The organism is Sphingobacteriaceae bacterium, assembly GCA_002319075.1.
Lineage (GTDB): Bacteria > Bacteroidota > Bacteroidia > B-17B0 > Aurantibacillaceae > Aurantibacillus.
Window position 1 is genome coordinate 3,136,117 of record NVQB01000001.1, and the last position, 16,290, is coordinate 3,152,406.

Here is a 16,290-nt window from a genome sequence, read left to right on the forward strand (position 1 = left end):
TTACTAAAGAAGTAACACTATAGTAACATATAAAATGCATATAATTGCTATCAAAGTATCTCAAAAGTAACATAAAAGAAACAAGTAACAAGAAGAAATTATCAACTATTAATGAACCAACAAAATAAATCGCACCCATATGAACCCAAGCAGAGAAGTCAGGGTAAAGGTTAAACCCTACAAGAATAAGGAGTTGAGAACTCTTTACGAAATGGACCACAACCCAAAGGCATGGAAAAAATTAATGGATAAGTATCGTCGCTACTTCGGTGAGCCAGATGGCCAATTTTACGATGTCAATCAGGTGATCATTATTTTTGCAAAACTCGGAGTGCCGGGGATGTATCTGCCGGATGAACTCGAGAAAATCGCGGACGACATGATCCCGAATAAATTTGACGAGGCCGCATAATCTCTACTATTATTTTTACGAAACAAAATACCACCCGATGATCTCGGGCGGTTCTTCTATTTTACCATATTACCTTCCAATAGCTTGTCGTTGCCGAAAAACTGCGCAGTTTTCGCCCGTTATCGCCCTTTTTAGGTAAAATAAGTCTTTCTGAATCCGAGCATATCCTAACTATTCTACTCTGCGGTGGACAGCGCAAGTTTATGCTTTGTACTTTTTTAGTGCTAGAATTTTGACTTCGCATTCACACGAATCTTTTAAAGCGGAGTAATATGGAAACTAATCATGATCATTCTAAAAACAAATTGGACGCACACCAAGTCGCACCAAAAACATTTGTATTAAAAGCCTATACAAAGAAAGAGCTTCGCCTGCTTTATGATATACCGGAGACAACTTTCCGGCGCTGGTTAAAACAAATTCCTGAAACTGCAAATACTGGATATAAAAACTGGTTGGACGTAAATCAAGTTGAAGCAGTACTCAAACATCGTGGTGTACCAGGTGTAAGGATATTTAAATGATTCCCACCAATAACTACCAATAGCTACCAAAAACTTACGATAGACTAAGAACACAGGATCAGCTTAAAATCCTTGCCAGACTTTTGTTCCCATAATCAGAAATCAAAAAATGAAAAATGGAAAAATCACAGTCAACGGATACAAGCAACAGTAGCAGCCTATTTCTAACCGGGACGATCCTGCTGGCTAACATGGACTACACCGGTTTAATGGATTATGCAATCAAAGCATTGGTAGGTGGTGCGATTTGGATGGCCTACAAAATAGCAGGAGATTTTTTTAGTAACCGAATGAGCAAAAAGAAAGAGAACACAAAGCAGAATTAATACAATGGCGAACTGGAAAAAAATAGGTTGGATCACAGGTATAGCAACTGCATCAACGGCGGGCTTGTTGTATATGGCGCGCGGCTTCTTCAATAAAGCGTATGACGTGAACGAGCTGAAGAAGCTCACTGATCAACTTGTTGTGATCCCTTCTGCTAAGATTCACAAGCTAGACTTTACAGGGTTGACTATTCGCATTGATGCCAAAATGAAAAACCCAACTGATCGCGGATTCAAAATGAAATATCCATTTATCCAAGTTGGCTACAATGGCAAAGTCCTCGGTTCTTCTCAAGCTACAAACGAAGTTCTTTCGATTCCTCCAAATGATGAATATACACTGAAGGCGGTTATGCTCAACTTCCCCCTGATCGGGATGCTGTCGCTTGTTAGTGCGCTTTTTAAATCGCTTCAATCCGGCCAAGCCGTGAAACTAAAAGTGGCGACCACTACAAAGATCGATCCGCTTTGGGAAGTGAGCGAAGGTAAGTGGGAATCATTAAAAGATTACGGTGTAAAAGTTCTGCGCGCTATCCCTTATGGGAACATTCAGGAAGTAACTCTTAAAAAAGCCGCAGCATGACCAGAGAGAACGTAAAAGTAAAACCGGGTCATGAATATGATCGCTACTTCCCGCCAGCGCAAGTAGGCACTATTCTTAAAAAAAGAAATGCAAAAGTATCGGACACGCTGAAGCTGATCCCGGTCATCATTCGCGAAACTGCGTGGCAAACTAAAAAGTTTGCGCAAGAAGTTATCAAAGCTGACACACTGGAAAAAACGGGCAGCAACCTGTGGCACTTTGTTTACGACCACATCGCCTATAAAAAAGATGAGACCGGAAAGGAACAGGTGCGTGATGCAGCAAGGATTTGGCACGACAGACACAACTTCGATCCGCAGACCGGTGAGCCGATGGGCTGCGACTGCGACTGCATGACGACACTGATATGTAGTGTCCTATACAACCTCGGAGTGAGGAATGTTTACTTCCGCGTCACTCGCTACGAGGAAGAACACTGGGAGCATATCTATCCCGTGATCAAGCAGCCCAACGGAAAAGAGATCATCATGGACTGCGTACTACATGAATTTAATAAGGAAGCAAAATACACAGCAAAACAAGACACACCAATGGATTTAGAATATCTAAACGGAGTTTCGGACTCCACAATGAGCAAGCTCTCTGATGCACCTGATCTGATGGGCATCATGGATGAGCGGGAAGCGCTCTCGGCGCTTGGAAAAATCTTCAAAAAGAAATCAGCTTCAGGAGGTGGACGATCAAAGCCCGCAAAAAAGGGACTATTCAAAAAGAAAACTGCCGAACAAAAGAAAGCAAACAAGGCGAAGGTTAAAAAGTTTATCGGAAAGGGTCTACACGTTACCAACCGTATTAATCCTGTAACTGTTGCTTTGCGCAATGGAGTATTGGCGGGAATGAAGCTGAACTTTTTAAAGGTGGCGGAATCACTGCGCTGGAGTTATCTCACACCTGAACAGGCGCAAGCTAAAGGTGCGGATATGTCAAAATATCAAAAGCTAAAAGGAGTACGAGAAAAACTGGAAAAAATCTTCCATGGCGCAGGAGGTAAGCCGGAAAACTTAAAGAAGGCAATCCTTACAGGGAGAGGAAACAAAGATAAAGCAGTGCCACTGAATGGACTCGGTTACATCCCCTACGAAAATGTTGAGGGTCTGCACGAAGACATGCCTTTAAATCAATTGCTTGGACGTGAGATCTACTACTCAGAAAATGTTGAGGGCTTAGAAGGACTTGACGGTTTCGAAGGACTTGAAGGTTTCAGCGAGGACAGTGATCTCGGCGCAGCAACCGCTGCAAGCGTAGCCGCTGCATCTACTGTACTTACTACCATAGCTGCTTTGATTAAGAGTATTGGAAGTGTGTTTCCCGGAAAAGCAAACGCTAAAGGTGGTGCTTCGAAAAAGGAAAACAGGAAAACCAAAAAAGCCTCTAAACGTGGCAGTGGAGAAAGTCCAGGAGATGAAAGTGGTGGTGAAGGATCAGGAGAAAGAACAGAAAGTGAATCAAGTGGCGGAGAATCGGATTCCAGTGGTGGTGAAGAAAACGAAGGTAGTGGTGATCCAGCTGCGAAATCAAATAGCGGCGATGAAAGTGGCGCATCAACCGAAGAAAAGAGTGAAGAGGAAAGTTCTGACGAAGACGGCACAACCAATGGTAACGCAGCAGCAAAAGACGGTGATGGGTCAGCCGGGAGCAATCTTAAACCAGCTACGCTTGCAAAAGCAAAACAGTTTTGGGAAAATAATAAAAAGTGGATCAAGCCAACCGGCATAGCAGTAGGTGTACTTGGACTTGTTTATCTCACCCACCGGCTTCTGAAAGCCAATTCGCCAAAAAAACCAGCGCTCGGTCTCACAGGCATCGGCAATAAACAAAAAAGGAAACCTACGAAAAAGAAAAATATTCTCAGCGGCATACGGTCGAAGAAAGGAGGTAAACGCCCGGCAAGAAGGAACCACCAAAAAAGAAAGGTGATCACCTTACTCTAAAAGAAAAAGATAAAACAATAAAACAATGAGCAAGCAGAAAAAAAATATCTATGAGCAAAAGGCAAAGCAGAAATCACTGACAGGACTTGGCTCCACGGCTGCACACGTCGAAGCCAAAGGCGATCTAAAAAATACGATGGCTTACACCGGGAGAGATATCCTGATCGGTGGTTTGGGAGGCAGTTTAGCAGGTGCACTCGCTGGCAGAACCTCACTCCTTATCGGAGCGGTTGTAACTGGCGCTGGTCATTACTTCGGAAGTCCAAGCACAGCTATGTTCGGAGTTGGCATGATGGCCTCTGGTGGTTACCAAACAATTTCAGGTTTGAGCGGAACAGAAAAAGACGGATTTGAGGGTGTCAAAGAACGTTTCCAAAACTTTCAGAGCAATCTCAAGCGTCAACTCTTTCTTGACAAGATCGTAAAGAAAAAGCCCGCTACTGATCAGGAATCTACAAATGGTATGGGCAACGTGCAATACTTCAAGCATGGCGAAGAGGTAAGCGGACTCGACTATACCGAAGCTAACCGTATTCAGGAACAGATCAACGAAAGCGCACGTCAGTTTGAAGCGAGTGTCTCGGGCACCGATGATATGGATGGCGTAGAAGGTTTAGACGGAACGGATGGTGTGGATGGAACGGATGGCATTGAAGATCGTCTGATGTAATCAACAAAAATTTAAAGTTCAATCGCCGGATGTCTCTGTGGTGGCAGGCATCCTTAGATAAGAACTGTCTAAACAAAACAAAAACAATTAAAAACAATAATCATGTTAGAATTAGAAGGACTTGGAGAATACAATAACTCAGGCGCGCTTCTCGGATTAGAGGGTGCAGATGATGAGTTGCTTGGAGCGTTGGCCGCAATGAATCCCATCAAACGTCACAAAACAATGAACCGTTTGTTCGGTGGCAAGGCAGGCAGCCGTGGATCGAGAGCAGAAATGGAAAAACACTTCCATGAATTGCCGCAGCATATTAAGGATGGTCTTTTAAAAGGTGATCTGCGCTTGGCGGATACGATCATCTACAGCCGCAAAGCTGTTAACTCAAAAACGATCAAGCTGTTTGAGACACAGGATGTAAAAGCTGTAGGCTTAAGAAACATAAGCAATGCAAAGCTGCCTAAAAATCAGGCGCTTTTGGTGAGTGGCATCATCCTACTTGCGGGCGTGATCCCCGACGCCCGTCCGGTGAATGACGACTCAGTAATGGCAACCCCATTCGGCAAGTTGGAGGATTTCCCTGCACTTTGCAACGGAGAATTTACTCTGAAAGCGAACAAGAAGATCATTCTCAGTGACGTGGACAACGCGGTTTTCAAAACATCCAACAACAATCAGATTCCGTTCGGCTACTACAAGCTGGCAAACCCACGCGTTATTCAGGATGACATCCTGCTTGAGGCTACGGTAGAGCTTGGATCGCTGACAGGGATCAATACCGAAAAGACCTGGATGTATATCGGGTTGCACGGTACTATTACTACTCCTTAGTAACAGGGTTGAAGTTCCATGCTCAAGGCTGGTGGCCAAGAGCATGGAGCGCAACCTAATCATTAAAAGCAAAAAATATCATGGCAAAATTTTTCAGTAAAGACTTTGATCTTCCTATTACCGCAGCCGGACAAACATTCAAAAAAACATTTGAGCTGGATAAAAGTGTAAAAGCTATCACGCACTATACAATACTGTCTAATCGTGAAGATCTCGCTTACTACCGTGGATCATTCAGATTGGAAATCAACAAAGATGAGATCGCACCTGAAGGATACAGTGTGAAGAAAGTAATGTGTTGGGCTTCTGTGCCTGCGGACAAGCGCTTAAAATCCATCGGCAGACGCGACACGGGTAACGGGCAGATCAACTTTGAATACACAGATACCAATGATGGGCTGACTGCTTTTCAGCCATACGTGGTTAGCATAAGCGTGGAAGGAGAAAGGGAGGATTAATGAGCAGAGCCAGGTTGATAGTTAAGCAGATCACAATCCAAAAACGCGGGGAAGTCAATTTTTTCCAAATCCGTCTTCCGAAAAACGTTGTGCGTATTACCGGAATTGAAACCGACGTGGTCATGCTCTCGACAATTGAAGCTGATTCAAGTGGTGGAAGTCATAGCGACGGCAGTGGTGGTGTAAGACCCGACGGAACATCCGGAGGCGTGGTAGTGAACCGTAGACCATTCATGTTGTGGCGCAGCATAAGCAATCCGGTTGTCGGCAAGCTAAAGCTGCAAAGCATGAATCGATACAACATCTTCTTTGACACCTGGATTCCGTTTGTATTTCTCAACGCATCTATGCCTGATATGAGCTATGGCATTTTCTCAAAAAGTCCTTACAGTCTTATCGTAAAAAGTGAACTGAGAACCACGAATATTCCTTGTAGCAGCAATATCCTGTATGGATTCTTTAGTGATGATATCGGAATAAGAAGAAACGCTGACACACGATACACTGTGAAGGTATTTGTATGGGTACAAACCACCGAGGTTAACAGAGGCGTGATATACGAATTCGAAAATAAATCACCAGATGTAAAACCATGAATACAGAATTAGCATTAGCAGTAATCAAGAGCAGGATGCGCGACATGGGATACAACCCCGTTGACTATTCAACGTCTTTCAGGCACTGTGTACTTCAGGGAGCAGAGATCAGAGAGATAGAAGCCTACAATGAATTCTATTTTCTCGAGCATGATCCCGTGGACGTGAACATCAAATCGGATTTCGGTTTTTACGATCTGAGTAATCCGACCTCTAACGAGCTGAAATACGAACATCAAGGATTGATCGTGCTGCGTAATCTGTCCGGCGCTCCAATCCACGTGCGCTTTATTCAGGTGATCTTAAAACACAAAGCAAACGAGAAATAACATGGCAGCAGAATACAAACCATACGACGCAAGTGAAATAGAAAGCATCCGCTTGATGCTGGATGCCGAAACGAAAGAAGGCAGGCCGCTCTCCTTTGAGGTCAAAGTAAACGGCTTTACACGCGTTCACAAGACAAATAAAGTAGAGCGTTTTGAAGAACTGCACAATTTCTTGAACGAGAACACAACGGAGTTGGTGATCAGTGTGTATCCTGACGTGAACAGCAACCGGAAGGAGTGGTACAAATACACGCTCAACGCAAAGCCGGAGGCACTCAATGGCGTGGACATGGAAGCGAAGATCTCCGAGCGCATGAAACAGTTTGAAGAGAAGCTGGTTATGCAGCGCACCGAAGAGAAACTGAAAGAAACAGAACATAAGTTAGAGCAGGCCGAATTGTACATCGACATCTTAGAGGACAAATTGGAGGATGTAAAAACTAAACCCAATCACATCGGGAGCTTTGATCTCGGTAAGCTGGCCAGCTCAACGATTGAAGGAATAGCCATTCACTATCCGAAAGTGCTGGATAAAGTTCCGGTGCTGAATGGGATCGCTAAAGTGATCCAGGAGGAGAACCGGACAAAGCCTGCACAACTGAACGGCGGTTTCGAGGGTGAGGTTTCATTTAAGACGAAAGCAAAAACAAAGCAACCTGATTCCGAACACGACGAAGCAGTACAACAGCTGAGTGATTTTATCGCTGAGCATTTCGATCAGGATCAGAAACAAATTCTCGGAGCTGTGATCGTAGCGCTGGGTGAGAATACTTCCCAATTAAAAACTGTGGCTGAGCTGCTCAACATTGATCTCAATGCAATCAACGAAGAAGAATAACAATCAACATAAGTAACCATGCCAAAATTTGAATTTGAAACAACCATTGTAGCTCCAAGCGAGCAGGAAGCAATAAAAAAAATGCAATGCCTGAACGCCATCGGCTCTAAACTAACAATGAGCGAACTACAAATCTTAACCAATACAGTTAACAGCCCTGCTGCGCTGGCTATTGCAAAACAAAAATTAGGACTGTAAACACGAAGAACTCCTGAATTGAACCAACTACAACCATATCAACCAACCGCCGCACCGAATTATACACCGGTTCCGGTGCATGAGGCAGGCAATCCATCCATAGCCACCACACTGAAGGATGAAAGCTGGACGCTGAAAGAAAAGATCGTGTACGGCCTGCTGGCTGCTGTGGGTGTCGGAGGATCAATTTGGTTCGGCAGAAAGATCATACTCAATGCCATCTCCAGTAAGGAAGAGCTAAAGAGCTTTGATGAAGGCACTCCGGCAACCACCGCCAAACAGATCAAAATGGCCTTTGATAACGACGGCTGGTGGGGAACCAACACAGATGCCTTACGTGAAGCGTTGGTTTCAGTTCCCTCGCAGGAGGAATGGGATAAGATTATAAAATCTTACCAAAAGCAATACAACAGCAACGTGATCCGCGACATGGCCGATGAGCTGCAAAGTACCGAGTACAACGAGATGATGCAGATCATTAATGCCAAACCAGCGAAGAAAGGACAGCCTCCACTGGCCACGCAGTACAAGGCGTGGGCGAAGAGACTGAAGGCAGCTTTTGACAAAGAGTACGGATTTCTGCCAGGCACAGATAGCGTGGCCGTAAAAGTAACGCTTGACGAAATACCGACGCAGGCAGCATTTATTAAGGTGGGGGTAGAATACAAAACCTTGTATGGTGCCAACCTCTTTGACGATCTGAAAGGCGAAGGAGAATTCGGCCAGTACGATGAATGGTTACAGATCATCGTGAAAAAAAGAAAAAGCTAAAAGTGAACATGACCATGAATACAGGAGAAGCAACAACACAAAACAATGCGGCAACCGATAAGGGAAAAGCCAAAAAAGCGGTGCTGCTAAGTCTCGGAACATTGGCGCTAGGCACTTTAGCCTTCTTTGGAATTAAACATTTAAAAAAACAAAAAAACGAAAGCAATGATAACTCCGATCAAACAACTGATAACCTGGATACTAAAATTCCTGTTCAAACTCATACTAATAGTTTGCCTCGTACCAGTGTACGTCCTGCTAATGCTGGCAATGCCTTTCCTCTTAATCTCGGCGCTAAAGGAAATAAAGTCCTCGAGCTTCAGCAATCTCTTGTGCGAACTTTTGGCGCCAGCATTTTTCCAAAGTACGGCGCGGATGGAGTATTCGGAACCGAGCTGGCGGACTTCCTTCGAAACAAAGGGTATGGAGTCCCGCTATCAGAAGCAGAGTTCAAAAAAATCACGCAAACACAAACAACAACACAAACACCATTAACCATTTTTGATCCGACATCCATTGCACTAGGAATTTATAAAGCGATCGTAGCGAAGGATTTCAACTCTGTAATTACACTGCTGAAGGCAATCACCAACACCAAAAACTATTCTCTCGTATCGGAAAAGTTTAAAAATTATCGGGTGAACGGTGGCGTGAGGCAGACTCTCGTAACTGCATTGTTTAAATCCTTCCCCGAAAAATCCCAGACAGAAGCAACGAAGCAGGTGTTTCTAAAAATGGGACTGAAGTACAACGAAGCAACGGACAAGTGGTCAATCTAAAATTCAAAAATATGGGAACAGTAAAGAGAATAATTAAATACATCGTTGTGCATTGCACAGCCACTCCACCGAACACTACCGTCGACTCCATTAAGCGCTATTGGAAAGAAGTCCGAAAGTGGGGAGACACTCCCGGCTACCACTATATCATTCTGCGGGATGGAACAATAGTGCGGCTATTAGACGAGAACAAAAACAGCTACGGGGTATACGCTCACAATAAAGTCTGCATTAGCATTTCCTATATCGGCGGCATCGACAAAAACGGGAAACCAATCGACAACAGAACAGCCGCACAGAAGCACGCTATGTTCAACAAGATCGTGGAGCTCACCGAAAAATACAAAGGGGCTGAAGTAAAAGGTCACCGTGATTTTGAGGGGGTGAACAAAGCCTGCCCTTCTTTCGATGTAAAAACATGGCTGGCAAATTACACGCCTGACTTTGATCACGCAGCTTAAGGGGATCGGATATGAGCTTGCAGAAAATGAAGGCAATACTGCGCCACAAAGGTTACCATCTATTCTCTCGTCCATACGAATTGAATGTGGTTGGCCTTCGGAGCAAGTCGGTAGTTCCGAATCGCTTTGACGATGAAATACACGTCTTCTACAAGGTCTCCGCACTCAACTGGGATTACCATGTATTCAGAGTGACTACTGATCCCGGAACGTTTTGGCTTAAGCAGCCGATGCAGCCGCAAGGAACAGCGATTCTTGCCGAAGGCCAGTACCTCAATAGCTATGGGTTAGGAATGCATCAAGGTAAGTACCTCTCGTTAGTTCAGCAGAAACCAATTACGGTGATACGCGACTACAATAGGGATGCAGTTCTTGACTTCAGCAATGGGAGCAGGTCAGTCGGAATGTTTGGTATCAACATTCATCGTGCGAGCATCTCAGGCAGCACGAAAATTGTTGACAAGTATTCTGCCGGGTGCCAGGTCTTCGAAAACGTAAATGACTTTCAGCTCTTTCTATCGCTCTGCGAAAAGCACAAACAGCAGTATGGAAATCACTTTACATACACCCTCATCGATTTCAGGGCGGTAAGGAGGCAGAATCTACGGTATGTGCTTGCAAGTGTGGGAGCTGTGAGCATGTTAGGTCTTGGTTATGCAGCGATAGTCAATCAGGAAAAAATTAAAACAGCGGCGCGGGAAGTAAGCGACTTCCTCTCGGACATTTTTCAAACAAAAACAAATGAAGATAAATTTCAGACACATCATTCACCAACTCCTTCAGGATAAAGACGGCAATTTTTCTCTCAGGGAGGCCATCGCGCTCACCTATGTTTTAATGAGCATTGTGGCGTGGATAAGCCAGCAGTTCTTTGGGCTGCATATTCCCGAATATATGTTCTACTCATTCATGAGCATGATAGGTGCTTCGGCCTTTGGCTATTCTCTTGAGAAAAGAAGCGAATAAAAAGATTAATCAATAACCAACTTAAAAAAACAAACATGAGAACCTTTCATATTATTCTCGCCTTTTGCGCAGGTCTATTTACAGGATACTTATTCTTTGACAGCAGCCTAAGCGCTGGCAACATCCGGTTGACGCCTCCCGGCAAAACTAGGGCGAAGGCAAACACCATCGATGCAACGAAATCGAATGCAAATGTTGTATTTAAGAACCGCAATGATATGTTGGCTGGTCAACTTCTGATAGCTAACTCGCAACTCAAAGAAAGTCATGCAGCGCTCCAAAAAGAGAGGAGTAAAATTAAAGACATGCAAAGACGACTGTTAAGCGGCGGCAGCAATGCAATCGGCGATAGTTTACTTAAACATGAAGTGGCCACTCAAATTGATACGCTTAACTCCGTCACCGATTCTTTGGTTTGTGACTACGAGAACAAAGTACATTTTTCAGAATCAATTATTGCGGTTCGCGACTCACAAATTGTGTTGTGTAACAGTGCTTATCAAGAGATGAAGTCATTAGTCCAGGAACAGGTTGAACGCGAAAGGCAACTAACCGAAAACCTAAATCATGCCCTGAAACAACAAAAACGAAAAAGGAATCAGAACCGGGTACTTGCAGCAGGAATGCTGTTTGTGTCCGGGCTTACCACTTCCCTTCTTATCAAATACAGGCGCTAACAAATAAGTAACGACCATGATCAACGAAAAGACAATCGTTTCGTCTGTCACTCTTTTGGCCTCACTCGGTACTTACTTCTATGCGAAAGTTGCCCACAAGGATGCAGTGCCCTATGTAATGATAGGCGGCTTCATAGGAGCGATAATCGGAGAGGCTATTACGGGGATTGTTATAAAAAACAAAGACAAAGACGACGAAGGCAAAACAAAGAATGAATAACCCGCACAAGGTTCGGGGATCAATAACCAACGCTATTAAACGACTTGTACAGTTTTTAGCACCTACCCTTTTTGATCGACTTAGAGCCAAATGCACAAAAACAGAAACAAATATGGCAACACAAATCATAGACGACGGTGCGAGTCTTAAAATTGTCACCAATGGAGTACCGAAGTTCGTCCTTAAATCAAATGTTGTAACGGTAGAGACGCTGTTCAATGGCAAGATCAAAATTGACATTGGCAAAGACCCATTGCATAACATTTACGTGGATCAGGCCACTGTTGACAACCCTGTTAGCGTGAGTCCGGACGACCTGCGTGATAAGATCGAAGCGATGCTTGAACCAGTGTCGATGGCTGGTACTACCGCGACGGCAGCTAATCAGTTGATCCAAACAGCTGAACTCCAAAATATCAAAAACTCCGTTCAGAATGTAAACACTGTTTTGAACGTGATGAATGATAACATGGTACTGGAACCCAAGTTGGTGGATGAAACTGAAGGTCGTGTAATCTACAAAGGCTACGCGGTTCCCGGTACGGCTGGTAATACTGCGGTGTGGGCAATCCAGCGTGTCACCAATGACGATGGAAACTTGTCTTACCATTGGGCTCTTGGCAACAAGAACTTCGACAAGCGCTGGGATATGCGTCGTGAGTACCAATACAGCTAGACTCTAACCTTAAAACTTCCTCCTGGATTCAGGGGGAAGTTTTTAATCATTCAAAACTATTGAAAACACCAATAACATATTACGGAGGTAAACAAACTATACTGAAGTACTTGCTCAGCATGATTCCTGAACACCGGTTGTACTGCGAGCCTTTTTTTGGCGGCGGCGCTTTGTTTTTTGCAAAGCCCAAAGCGGAGGTCGAAGTAATCAACGACGTGAATGGTGAAGTGGTCAATTTTTTTAAGGTACTTAAAACAAAATTTCCAGCGTTGCAGAAAGAAATACAAGCAACGTTGCACAGCCGAGAATTGTATCGTATCGCGATACAGATCTACAACGATCCCGAGTCGCATTCCGATGTGAAACGCGCATGGGCTTTATGGACAGCAACTAATCAAGGGTTTGCAGGAATGATTGGTTCGTGGGGCTTTGGTAAGACTAATTCAAAGGAGAATGCGGTTGCAGCAAAGCGCGAGGCGTTTATCGAGGCATACGAGAATCGTCTAAGGACTGTCCAAGTCGAGAACAATGACGCTTTGAAAGTGATAGCTCGATGCAATGAAAAAGATGCATTTATATATTGTGATCCACCGTACATCGGATCGGATCAAGGTCACTACGATGGTTACACCGAAGCTGAATATGAAAAATTGTTGCAAGCACTTTCAAAAGCAAAGGCCAAGTTTCTACTCAGCAGTTATCCTTCCGAAATTCTTTCCAAGTATATCCGGAAGAACGGCTGGAAAACCAAGAAGATCGAAAAGTACGTGGCTGTAACTAAGCTAACTGAAAAGCGCAAGACCGAGGTGCTGGTTTACAACTATGATCTTGCAAGGATCACCCCGCACATCGGTGTTGAAGCAGAAAAAGAAACCGTGGCTCTTGCTGGCCACATTCAACAAAACAAAAATCAAATGAAAAAAAATCCATATGCGGACATTTGGAGGGAAAGTCTTTTTATCGAACGTTTCCTTGGCTTTCATGGTAAAGTTTTATATAAAAATACATTCGGCATTTTTATAGACGAGCTGCAAAAAGCTATTGAAGAAAAAAAGATCAGAAAAACATCTCCGGTTGCGAAGGAGATTAATGCAATTCAGAAAGCCGCCGTTGATCAGTTTAACAAAATGTATCAGGCGGATTACTTTGTTCTGAAACCGGCAACTATAAAGCACCTGAACGAAATCGTGGCCAAGTGGCAGAATACTGTTGAAGTTTCAGATAAAATATACGCTAAATCAAAGAAGAAAGTAAAAGCCTTGAACGGAGTAAGTGAGCGAAATGCTGCGATCATTTCCAGTTCGCAGTTTGCAAATCTTGAATTTGCAACCATCGGACTAAAAGACAAATGGAAGGATTTTATCGGTGATCCTTCACCGGGATTCACTGCGATGGTGTTCGGTATGCCTAAAATGGGTAAGAGCTACCTGTGCGTCGACTTCGCCAGCTATCTGGCAAAGAATCATGGGAAGGTTCTATACGTGAGCAAGGAAGAGTTTATGAGTCCAACGCTTGCACTAAAGATCAAAGATAAAGAAGCCGCCAACGAGAACCTGGATATTGCGGGAACGATCCCTACAGATCTTTCGCCCTATGGTTTTGTATTCCTCGACAGTGTCACCAGCTTGAAACTTGCACCTGATCAATTGAAACGGCTGGAAGAAAAATATCCGAATATCAGCTTCGTGTATGTTTTTCAGGTAACCAAAGCCGGATCAGCACGTGGAACGAACGAATACATGCACAACGTTGATGTTGTCATTGAAATCCCGGAGAAAGGGAAGGCCATCCAGTTCGGTCGCTTTAATCAGGGAGGGAAGATGGATATTTTTTCTCCAGAATTGTATCCCGCTGCCTAAAAAATTACTCTCTCCTCGGCATTTTGGGCAACCTAAACGTGTTTCTGCCCGAAAGCGTTCAATTGCTCAAGAGAATAGCCTTTAATTTTGAATAAGTTAACGTACCTAATTTCATCTGAACTTTCCATAAAATCGTGATAGATATTTGCTAGCGAATTAAGCAAGTTTTTTGCTACTCGATCTTTATCAATGAGGGCCATTGCCGCCGCGATCTGAGAAAAGGTACTTACCGGAATGAAGATTGGCAATTCAGACTTTTGATGTTGCGTGATAATCGTCTTTGAATTCTCAGGGGTAAGAACAGTCTTACTACTTAGTAAACAAATTTTCAGAACATATTCGACATTGTTTAAGGCGGAGACTAGTTTTGGGTCTTCAAGTTTGTAAGCGTCTGTAATGATCTCTTTTTCGGTGTTATTCAATTGAAGGATCGCCTTTGTAATTGCAGCATGCCGTTTGGTAGGTTTCAAACTTTGAACATATTTAGATTCAATTAGGAGTGTGCGGTTATTGTCTATTATTATGTAGTCGCAGAATTCCGTTCCGTCAATATTTTTTGGACTAACAAAGAAATCTATGCCGTCTGTCATAACTCTATTTAGGATTGCGGTGACTGAAAATTCCTGATAGTATCCATGTTTTCCATCCCCTTGGAAATCTTGCTGGTTGAAAGCCTGTCCAAAAAAGAAATCTTCCTTGTTAAAGGGCTGGTCAAAGGGCAGATGAATAGTTGTTGGTTTTTCTTGCGCTGAATGATCTGTGTTAGATATTTTTATCGAAAAACCGATTTTACTATCTTCTGGTAGGTAGGGCAGTTCGGTAGTACGCAAATCATAGTTTTTATATTCCGGATTGTTATAGATATTGAAGACCCATTTATCGAATTCTGCTCGTTCTATGTCTAACTTTGCTTCAGTTCTAAAAATTGGGTGCGCTAGTTCATTATACAATGCAATAATAATCTCAGAGGATTGTAACAATTTGATAGCAAAAAAATCAAAGCCCTTGTGTATTTGATCTTCCTCACTTAATTTCTCAGCATTGACAAATAAGGGTTCGTCAGATCGGTCATAAATATATAAGGTGCAGCTTCTTGGAGTTACATTAGGATTTCTTAAAACTAGTTCCAAGGGGCAGCCAGAAATTATACTGTCTGTCACAGATGCTTCAAGTTTTATCAATAGCGCGGGCTTATCCTCACTATCCAAGTCTAACCAAAAGCCTTGAGCAAGCTGCTGTAGTTTTTCAAATACGGGTGTTGAAGGAATGTAAAGACCTGACATAGTAATTGGGATTTGAATGAGATCTAATTTCAGAATAAATCAAATGCAACCTAATATTTTTTACGTTTTTTTACACCAAATAGGAAAGCCAAGAAAAAATTAAAAATAATATTGTACTATTCGGTACAATTACTATATTTGTACCATAATTATTTTGAGCAGTGGCTGGTAGACCTAAAATATACGATAATGAAGTTGCTCTTGACAAGGCGACAGAGGTGTTTTGGAAGAAAGGTTACGAAGTTGCTTCTGCAGAGGACCTTTTAAAAGCAATGGGCATAGGTAAGGGTAGTTTTTACTTAGCATATAAAAATGGGAAGCAAGAGTTATTTGAAAAATCACTACAAAGATTTTTCTACAAGTATTTTGATCAATTCTTGAAGGGTCTAAAAACAATTGAAAATCCAGTAGACTCTATAAAGGCATTTTATTATCAAATGAGTGATGAGGCTTCCGGGCCACATATTAATGGTTGCTATTTTAGTAATGCAATAATACAGGTTGAGAAACAAGAGGTGAAAGATCAAGCCGCTGCCATTATGATGAAAATATCAAATTGCTTTTCAGAAGTACTAATTACTGCAAAACAGAAAGGAGTTTTAGACTTTAAAGTACCGAAAGACATTTTGCCCTTATATTTCCTCAATCTTTGGAGTGGCCTAAATATAACAAGGCAATTAGAGAAAAACCCTAAAAAAATTAAAAAGCTCATAGATGAGCATTTTAAACAGATAGTATAATTTTTTTGATCAATTTTGTACCAAATAGTAAAATATAGATATGAAAACAAATTACGATGACACAAGCTAGCGATTTTTTTTAAATAATTATGTACCGATTGGTACATAATTGTAATAAAAACATTAATTAAAAAAATACAATTT

General features: G+C 42.8%; 22 protein-coding genes. 21 read left to right on the plus strand and 1 reads right to left on the minus strand.

From position 1 onward, the window contains the following. The first annotated feature begins 139 nt into the window (after positions 1–139). The 20 genes from CNR22_13450 (at position 140) to CNR22_13545 (ending at position 14,123) form a co-directional block, all read left to right on the plus strand. Positions 140–412, plus strand: coding sequence for a hypothetical protein (locus CNR22_13450; protein ID PBQ32737.1), 273 nt, complete (start codon positions 140–142; stop codon positions 410–412). Between the two features lie 272 nt (positions 413–684). Then, on the plus strand, positions 685–936 hold the full coding sequence (locus tag CNR22_13455; protein PBQ32738.1) for a hypothetical protein: 252 nt from the start codon (positions 685–687) through the stop codon (positions 934–936). A gap of 116 nt (positions 937–1,052) precedes the next feature. Further along, positions 1,053–1,262, plus strand: coding sequence for a hypothetical protein (locus CNR22_13460; protein PBQ32739.1), 210 nt, complete (start codon positions 1,053–1,055; stop codon positions 1,260–1,262). A 4-nt stretch (positions 1,263–1,266) separates the two neighbouring features. Further along, on the plus strand, positions 1,267–1,845 hold the full coding sequence (locus CNR22_13465) for a hypothetical protein (protein PBQ32740.1): 579 nt from the start codon (positions 1,267–1,269) through the stop codon (positions 1,843–1,845). After that, positions 1,842–3,797, plus strand: coding sequence for a hypothetical protein (locus tag CNR22_13470; GenBank protein ID PBQ32741.1), 1,956 nt, complete (start codon positions 1,842–1,844; stop codon positions 3,795–3,797). Before CNR22_13465 ends, CNR22_13470 begins: the two co-directional genes overlap by 4 nt. Before the next feature lie 25 nt (positions 3,798–3,822). Then, complete coding sequence (locus tag CNR22_13475; GenBank protein PBQ32742.1) at positions 3,823–4,467, plus strand: hypothetical protein; 645 nt, start codon at positions 3,823–3,825, stop codon at positions 4,465–4,467. A 102-nt stretch (positions 4,468–4,569) separates the two neighbouring features. Continuing rightward, positions 4,570–5,295, plus strand: coding sequence for a hypothetical protein (locus tag CNR22_13480; protein PBQ32743.1), 726 nt, complete (start codon positions 4,570–4,572; stop codon positions 5,293–5,295). An 80-nt stretch (positions 5,296–5,375) separates the two neighbouring features. Continuing rightward, positions 5,376–5,753, plus strand: a complete 378-nt coding sequence (locus CNR22_13485) for a hypothetical protein (GenBank protein ID PBQ32744.1) — start codon at positions 5,376–5,378, stop codon at positions 5,751–5,753. After that, the gene (locus CNR22_13490; GenBank protein PBQ32745.1) at positions 5,753–6,349 is read left to right on the plus strand and encodes a hypothetical protein; all 597 of its coding nucleotides are present in this window, start codon (positions 5,753–5,755) and stop codon (positions 6,347–6,349) included. Before CNR22_13485 ends, CNR22_13490 begins: the two co-directional genes overlap by 1 nt. Beyond that, positions 6,346–6,678, plus strand: coding sequence for a hypothetical protein (locus CNR22_13495; protein PBQ32746.1), 333 nt, complete (start codon positions 6,346–6,348; stop codon positions 6,676–6,678). Before CNR22_13490 ends, CNR22_13495 begins: the two co-directional genes overlap by 4 nt. A 1-nt stretch (position 6,679) precedes the next feature. Further along, on the plus strand, positions 6,680–7,516 hold the full coding sequence (locus CNR22_13500) for a hypothetical protein (GenBank protein PBQ32747.1): 837 nt from the start codon (positions 6,680–6,682) through the stop codon (positions 7,514–7,516). 18 nt (positions 7,517–7,534) lie between these two features. Next, complete coding sequence (locus tag CNR22_13505) at positions 7,535–7,714, plus strand: hypothetical protein (GenBank protein PBQ32748.1); 180 nt, start codon at positions 7,535–7,537, stop codon at positions 7,712–7,714. A gap of 18 nt (positions 7,715–7,732) precedes the next feature. After that, entirely contained in the window at positions 7,733–8,485 is a 753-nt protein-coding gene (locus CNR22_13510; protein ID PBQ32749.1) for a hypothetical protein, read from the plus strand. Then, positions 8,449–9,264 (plus strand): hypothetical protein, encoded by an 816-nt coding sequence (locus tag CNR22_13515; GenBank protein PBQ32750.1) that lies wholly within the window; start codon positions 8,449–8,451, stop codon positions 9,262–9,264. The genes CNR22_13510 and CNR22_13515 overlap by 37 nt, the downstream gene beginning before the upstream one ends. A gap of 11 nt (positions 9,265–9,275) precedes the next feature. Continuing rightward, a complete protein-coding gene (locus CNR22_13520; protein PBQ32751.1) occupies positions 9,276–9,725 on the plus strand; it encodes an N-acetylmuramoyl-L-alanine amidase in 450 nt (149 codons plus the stop codon). A gap of 11 nt (positions 9,726–9,736) precedes the next feature. Beyond that, the gene (locus CNR22_13525; GenBank protein PBQ32752.1) at positions 9,737–10,513 is read left to right on the plus strand and encodes a hypothetical protein; all 777 of its coding nucleotides are present in this window, start codon (positions 9,737–9,739) and stop codon (positions 10,511–10,513) included. 213 nt (positions 10,514–10,726) lie between these two features. Next, complete coding sequence (locus CNR22_13530) at positions 10,727–11,368, plus strand: hypothetical protein (GenBank protein ID PBQ32753.1); 642 nt, start codon at positions 10,727–10,729, stop codon at positions 11,366–11,368. Between the two features lie 16 nt (positions 11,369–11,384). Beyond that, complete coding sequence (locus CNR22_13535) at positions 11,385–11,588, plus strand: hypothetical protein (protein ID PBQ32754.1); 204 nt, start codon at positions 11,385–11,387, stop codon at positions 11,586–11,588. Between the two features lie 112 nt (positions 11,589–11,700). After that, on the plus strand, positions 11,701–12,264 hold the full coding sequence (locus CNR22_13540) for a hypothetical protein (GenBank protein PBQ32755.1): 564 nt from the start codon (positions 11,701–11,703) through the stop codon (positions 12,262–12,264). 119 nt (positions 12,265–12,383) lie between these two features. After that, a complete protein-coding gene (locus CNR22_13545) occupies positions 12,384–14,123 on the plus strand; it encodes a hypothetical protein (GenBank protein PBQ34900.1) in 1,740 nt (579 codons plus the stop codon). A gap of 32 nt (positions 14,124–14,155) precedes the next feature. Here CNR22_13545 and CNR22_13550 read toward each other — a convergent pair whose 3' ends face one another. Continuing rightward, a complete protein-coding gene (locus CNR22_13550; protein PBQ32756.1) occupies positions 14,156–15,406 on the minus strand; it encodes a hypothetical protein in 1,251 nt (416 codons plus the stop codon). 161 nt (positions 15,407–15,567) lie between these two features. Between CNR22_13550 and CNR22_13555 the strand changes: the two genes are divergently transcribed. Continuing rightward, a complete protein-coding gene (locus CNR22_13555) occupies positions 15,568–16,146 on the plus strand; it encodes a TetR family transcriptional regulator (protein ID PBQ32757.1) in 579 nt (192 codons plus the stop codon). Positions 16,147–16,290 lie beyond the last annotated feature (144 nt).

Coding starts and splice junctions, on each gene's coding strand:
- CNR22_13450 (PBQ32737.1), top strand. CDS start 140: ATGAACCCAAGCAGAGAAGTCAGGGTAAAGGTTAAACCCTACAAGAAT.
- CNR22_13455 (PBQ32738.1), top strand. CDS start 685: ATGGAAACTAATCATGATCATTCTAAAAACAAATTGGACGCACACCAA.
- CNR22_13460 (PBQ32739.1), top strand. CDS start 1,053: ATGGAAAAATCACAGTCAACGGATACAAGCAACAGTAGCAGCCTATTT.
- CNR22_13465 (PBQ32740.1), top strand. CDS start 1,267: ATGGCGAACTGGAAAAAAATAGGTTGGATCACAGGTATAGCAACTGCA.
- CNR22_13470 (PBQ32741.1), top strand. CDS start 1,842: ATGACCAGAGAGAACGTAAAAGTAAAACCGGGTCATGAATATGATCGC.
- CNR22_13475 (PBQ32742.1), top strand. CDS start 3,823: ATGAGCAAGCAGAAAAAAAATATCTATGAGCAAAAGGCAAAGCAGAAA.
- CNR22_13480 (PBQ32743.1), top strand. CDS start 4,570: ATGTTAGAATTAGAAGGACTTGGAGAATACAATAACTCAGGCGCGCTT.
- CNR22_13485 (PBQ32744.1), top strand. CDS start 5,376: ATGGCAAAATTTTTCAGTAAAGACTTTGATCTTCCTATTACCGCAGCC.
- CNR22_13490 (PBQ32745.1), top strand. CDS start 5,753: ATGAGCAGAGCCAGGTTGATAGTTAAGCAGATCACAATCCAAAAACGC.
- CNR22_13495 (PBQ32746.1), top strand. CDS start 6,346: ATGAATACAGAATTAGCATTAGCAGTAATCAAGAGCAGGATGCGCGAC.
- CNR22_13500 (PBQ32747.1), top strand. CDS start 6,680: ATGGCAGCAGAATACAAACCATACGACGCAAGTGAAATAGAAAGCATC.
- CNR22_13505 (PBQ32748.1), top strand. CDS start 7,535: ATGCCAAAATTTGAATTTGAAACAACCATTGTAGCTCCAAGCGAGCAG.
- CNR22_13515 (PBQ32750.1), top strand. CDS start 8,449: ATGGTTACAGATCATCGTGAAAAAAAGAAAAAGCTAAAAGTGAACATG.
- CNR22_13520 (PBQ32751.1), top strand. CDS start 9,276: ATGGGAACAGTAAAGAGAATAATTAAATACATCGTTGTGCATTGCACA.
- CNR22_13525 (PBQ32752.1), top strand. CDS start 9,737: ATGAGCTTGCAGAAAATGAAGGCAATACTGCGCCACAAAGGTTACCAT.
- CNR22_13530 (PBQ32753.1), top strand. CDS start 10,727: ATGAGAACCTTTCATATTATTCTCGCCTTTTGCGCAGGTCTATTTACA.
- CNR22_13535 (PBQ32754.1), top strand. CDS start 11,385: ATGATCAACGAAAAGACAATCGTTTCGTCTGTCACTCTTTTGGCCTCA.
- CNR22_13540 (PBQ32755.1), top strand. CDS start 11,701: ATGGCAACACAAATCATAGACGACGGTGCGAGTCTTAAAATTGTCACC.
- CNR22_13545 (PBQ34900.1), top strand. CDS start 12,384: ATGATTCCTGAACACCGGTTGTACTGCGAGCCTTTTTTTGGCGGCGGC.
- CNR22_13550 (PBQ32756.1), bottom strand. CDS start 15,406: ATGTCAGGTCTTTACATTCCTTCAACACCCGTATTTGAAAAACTACAG.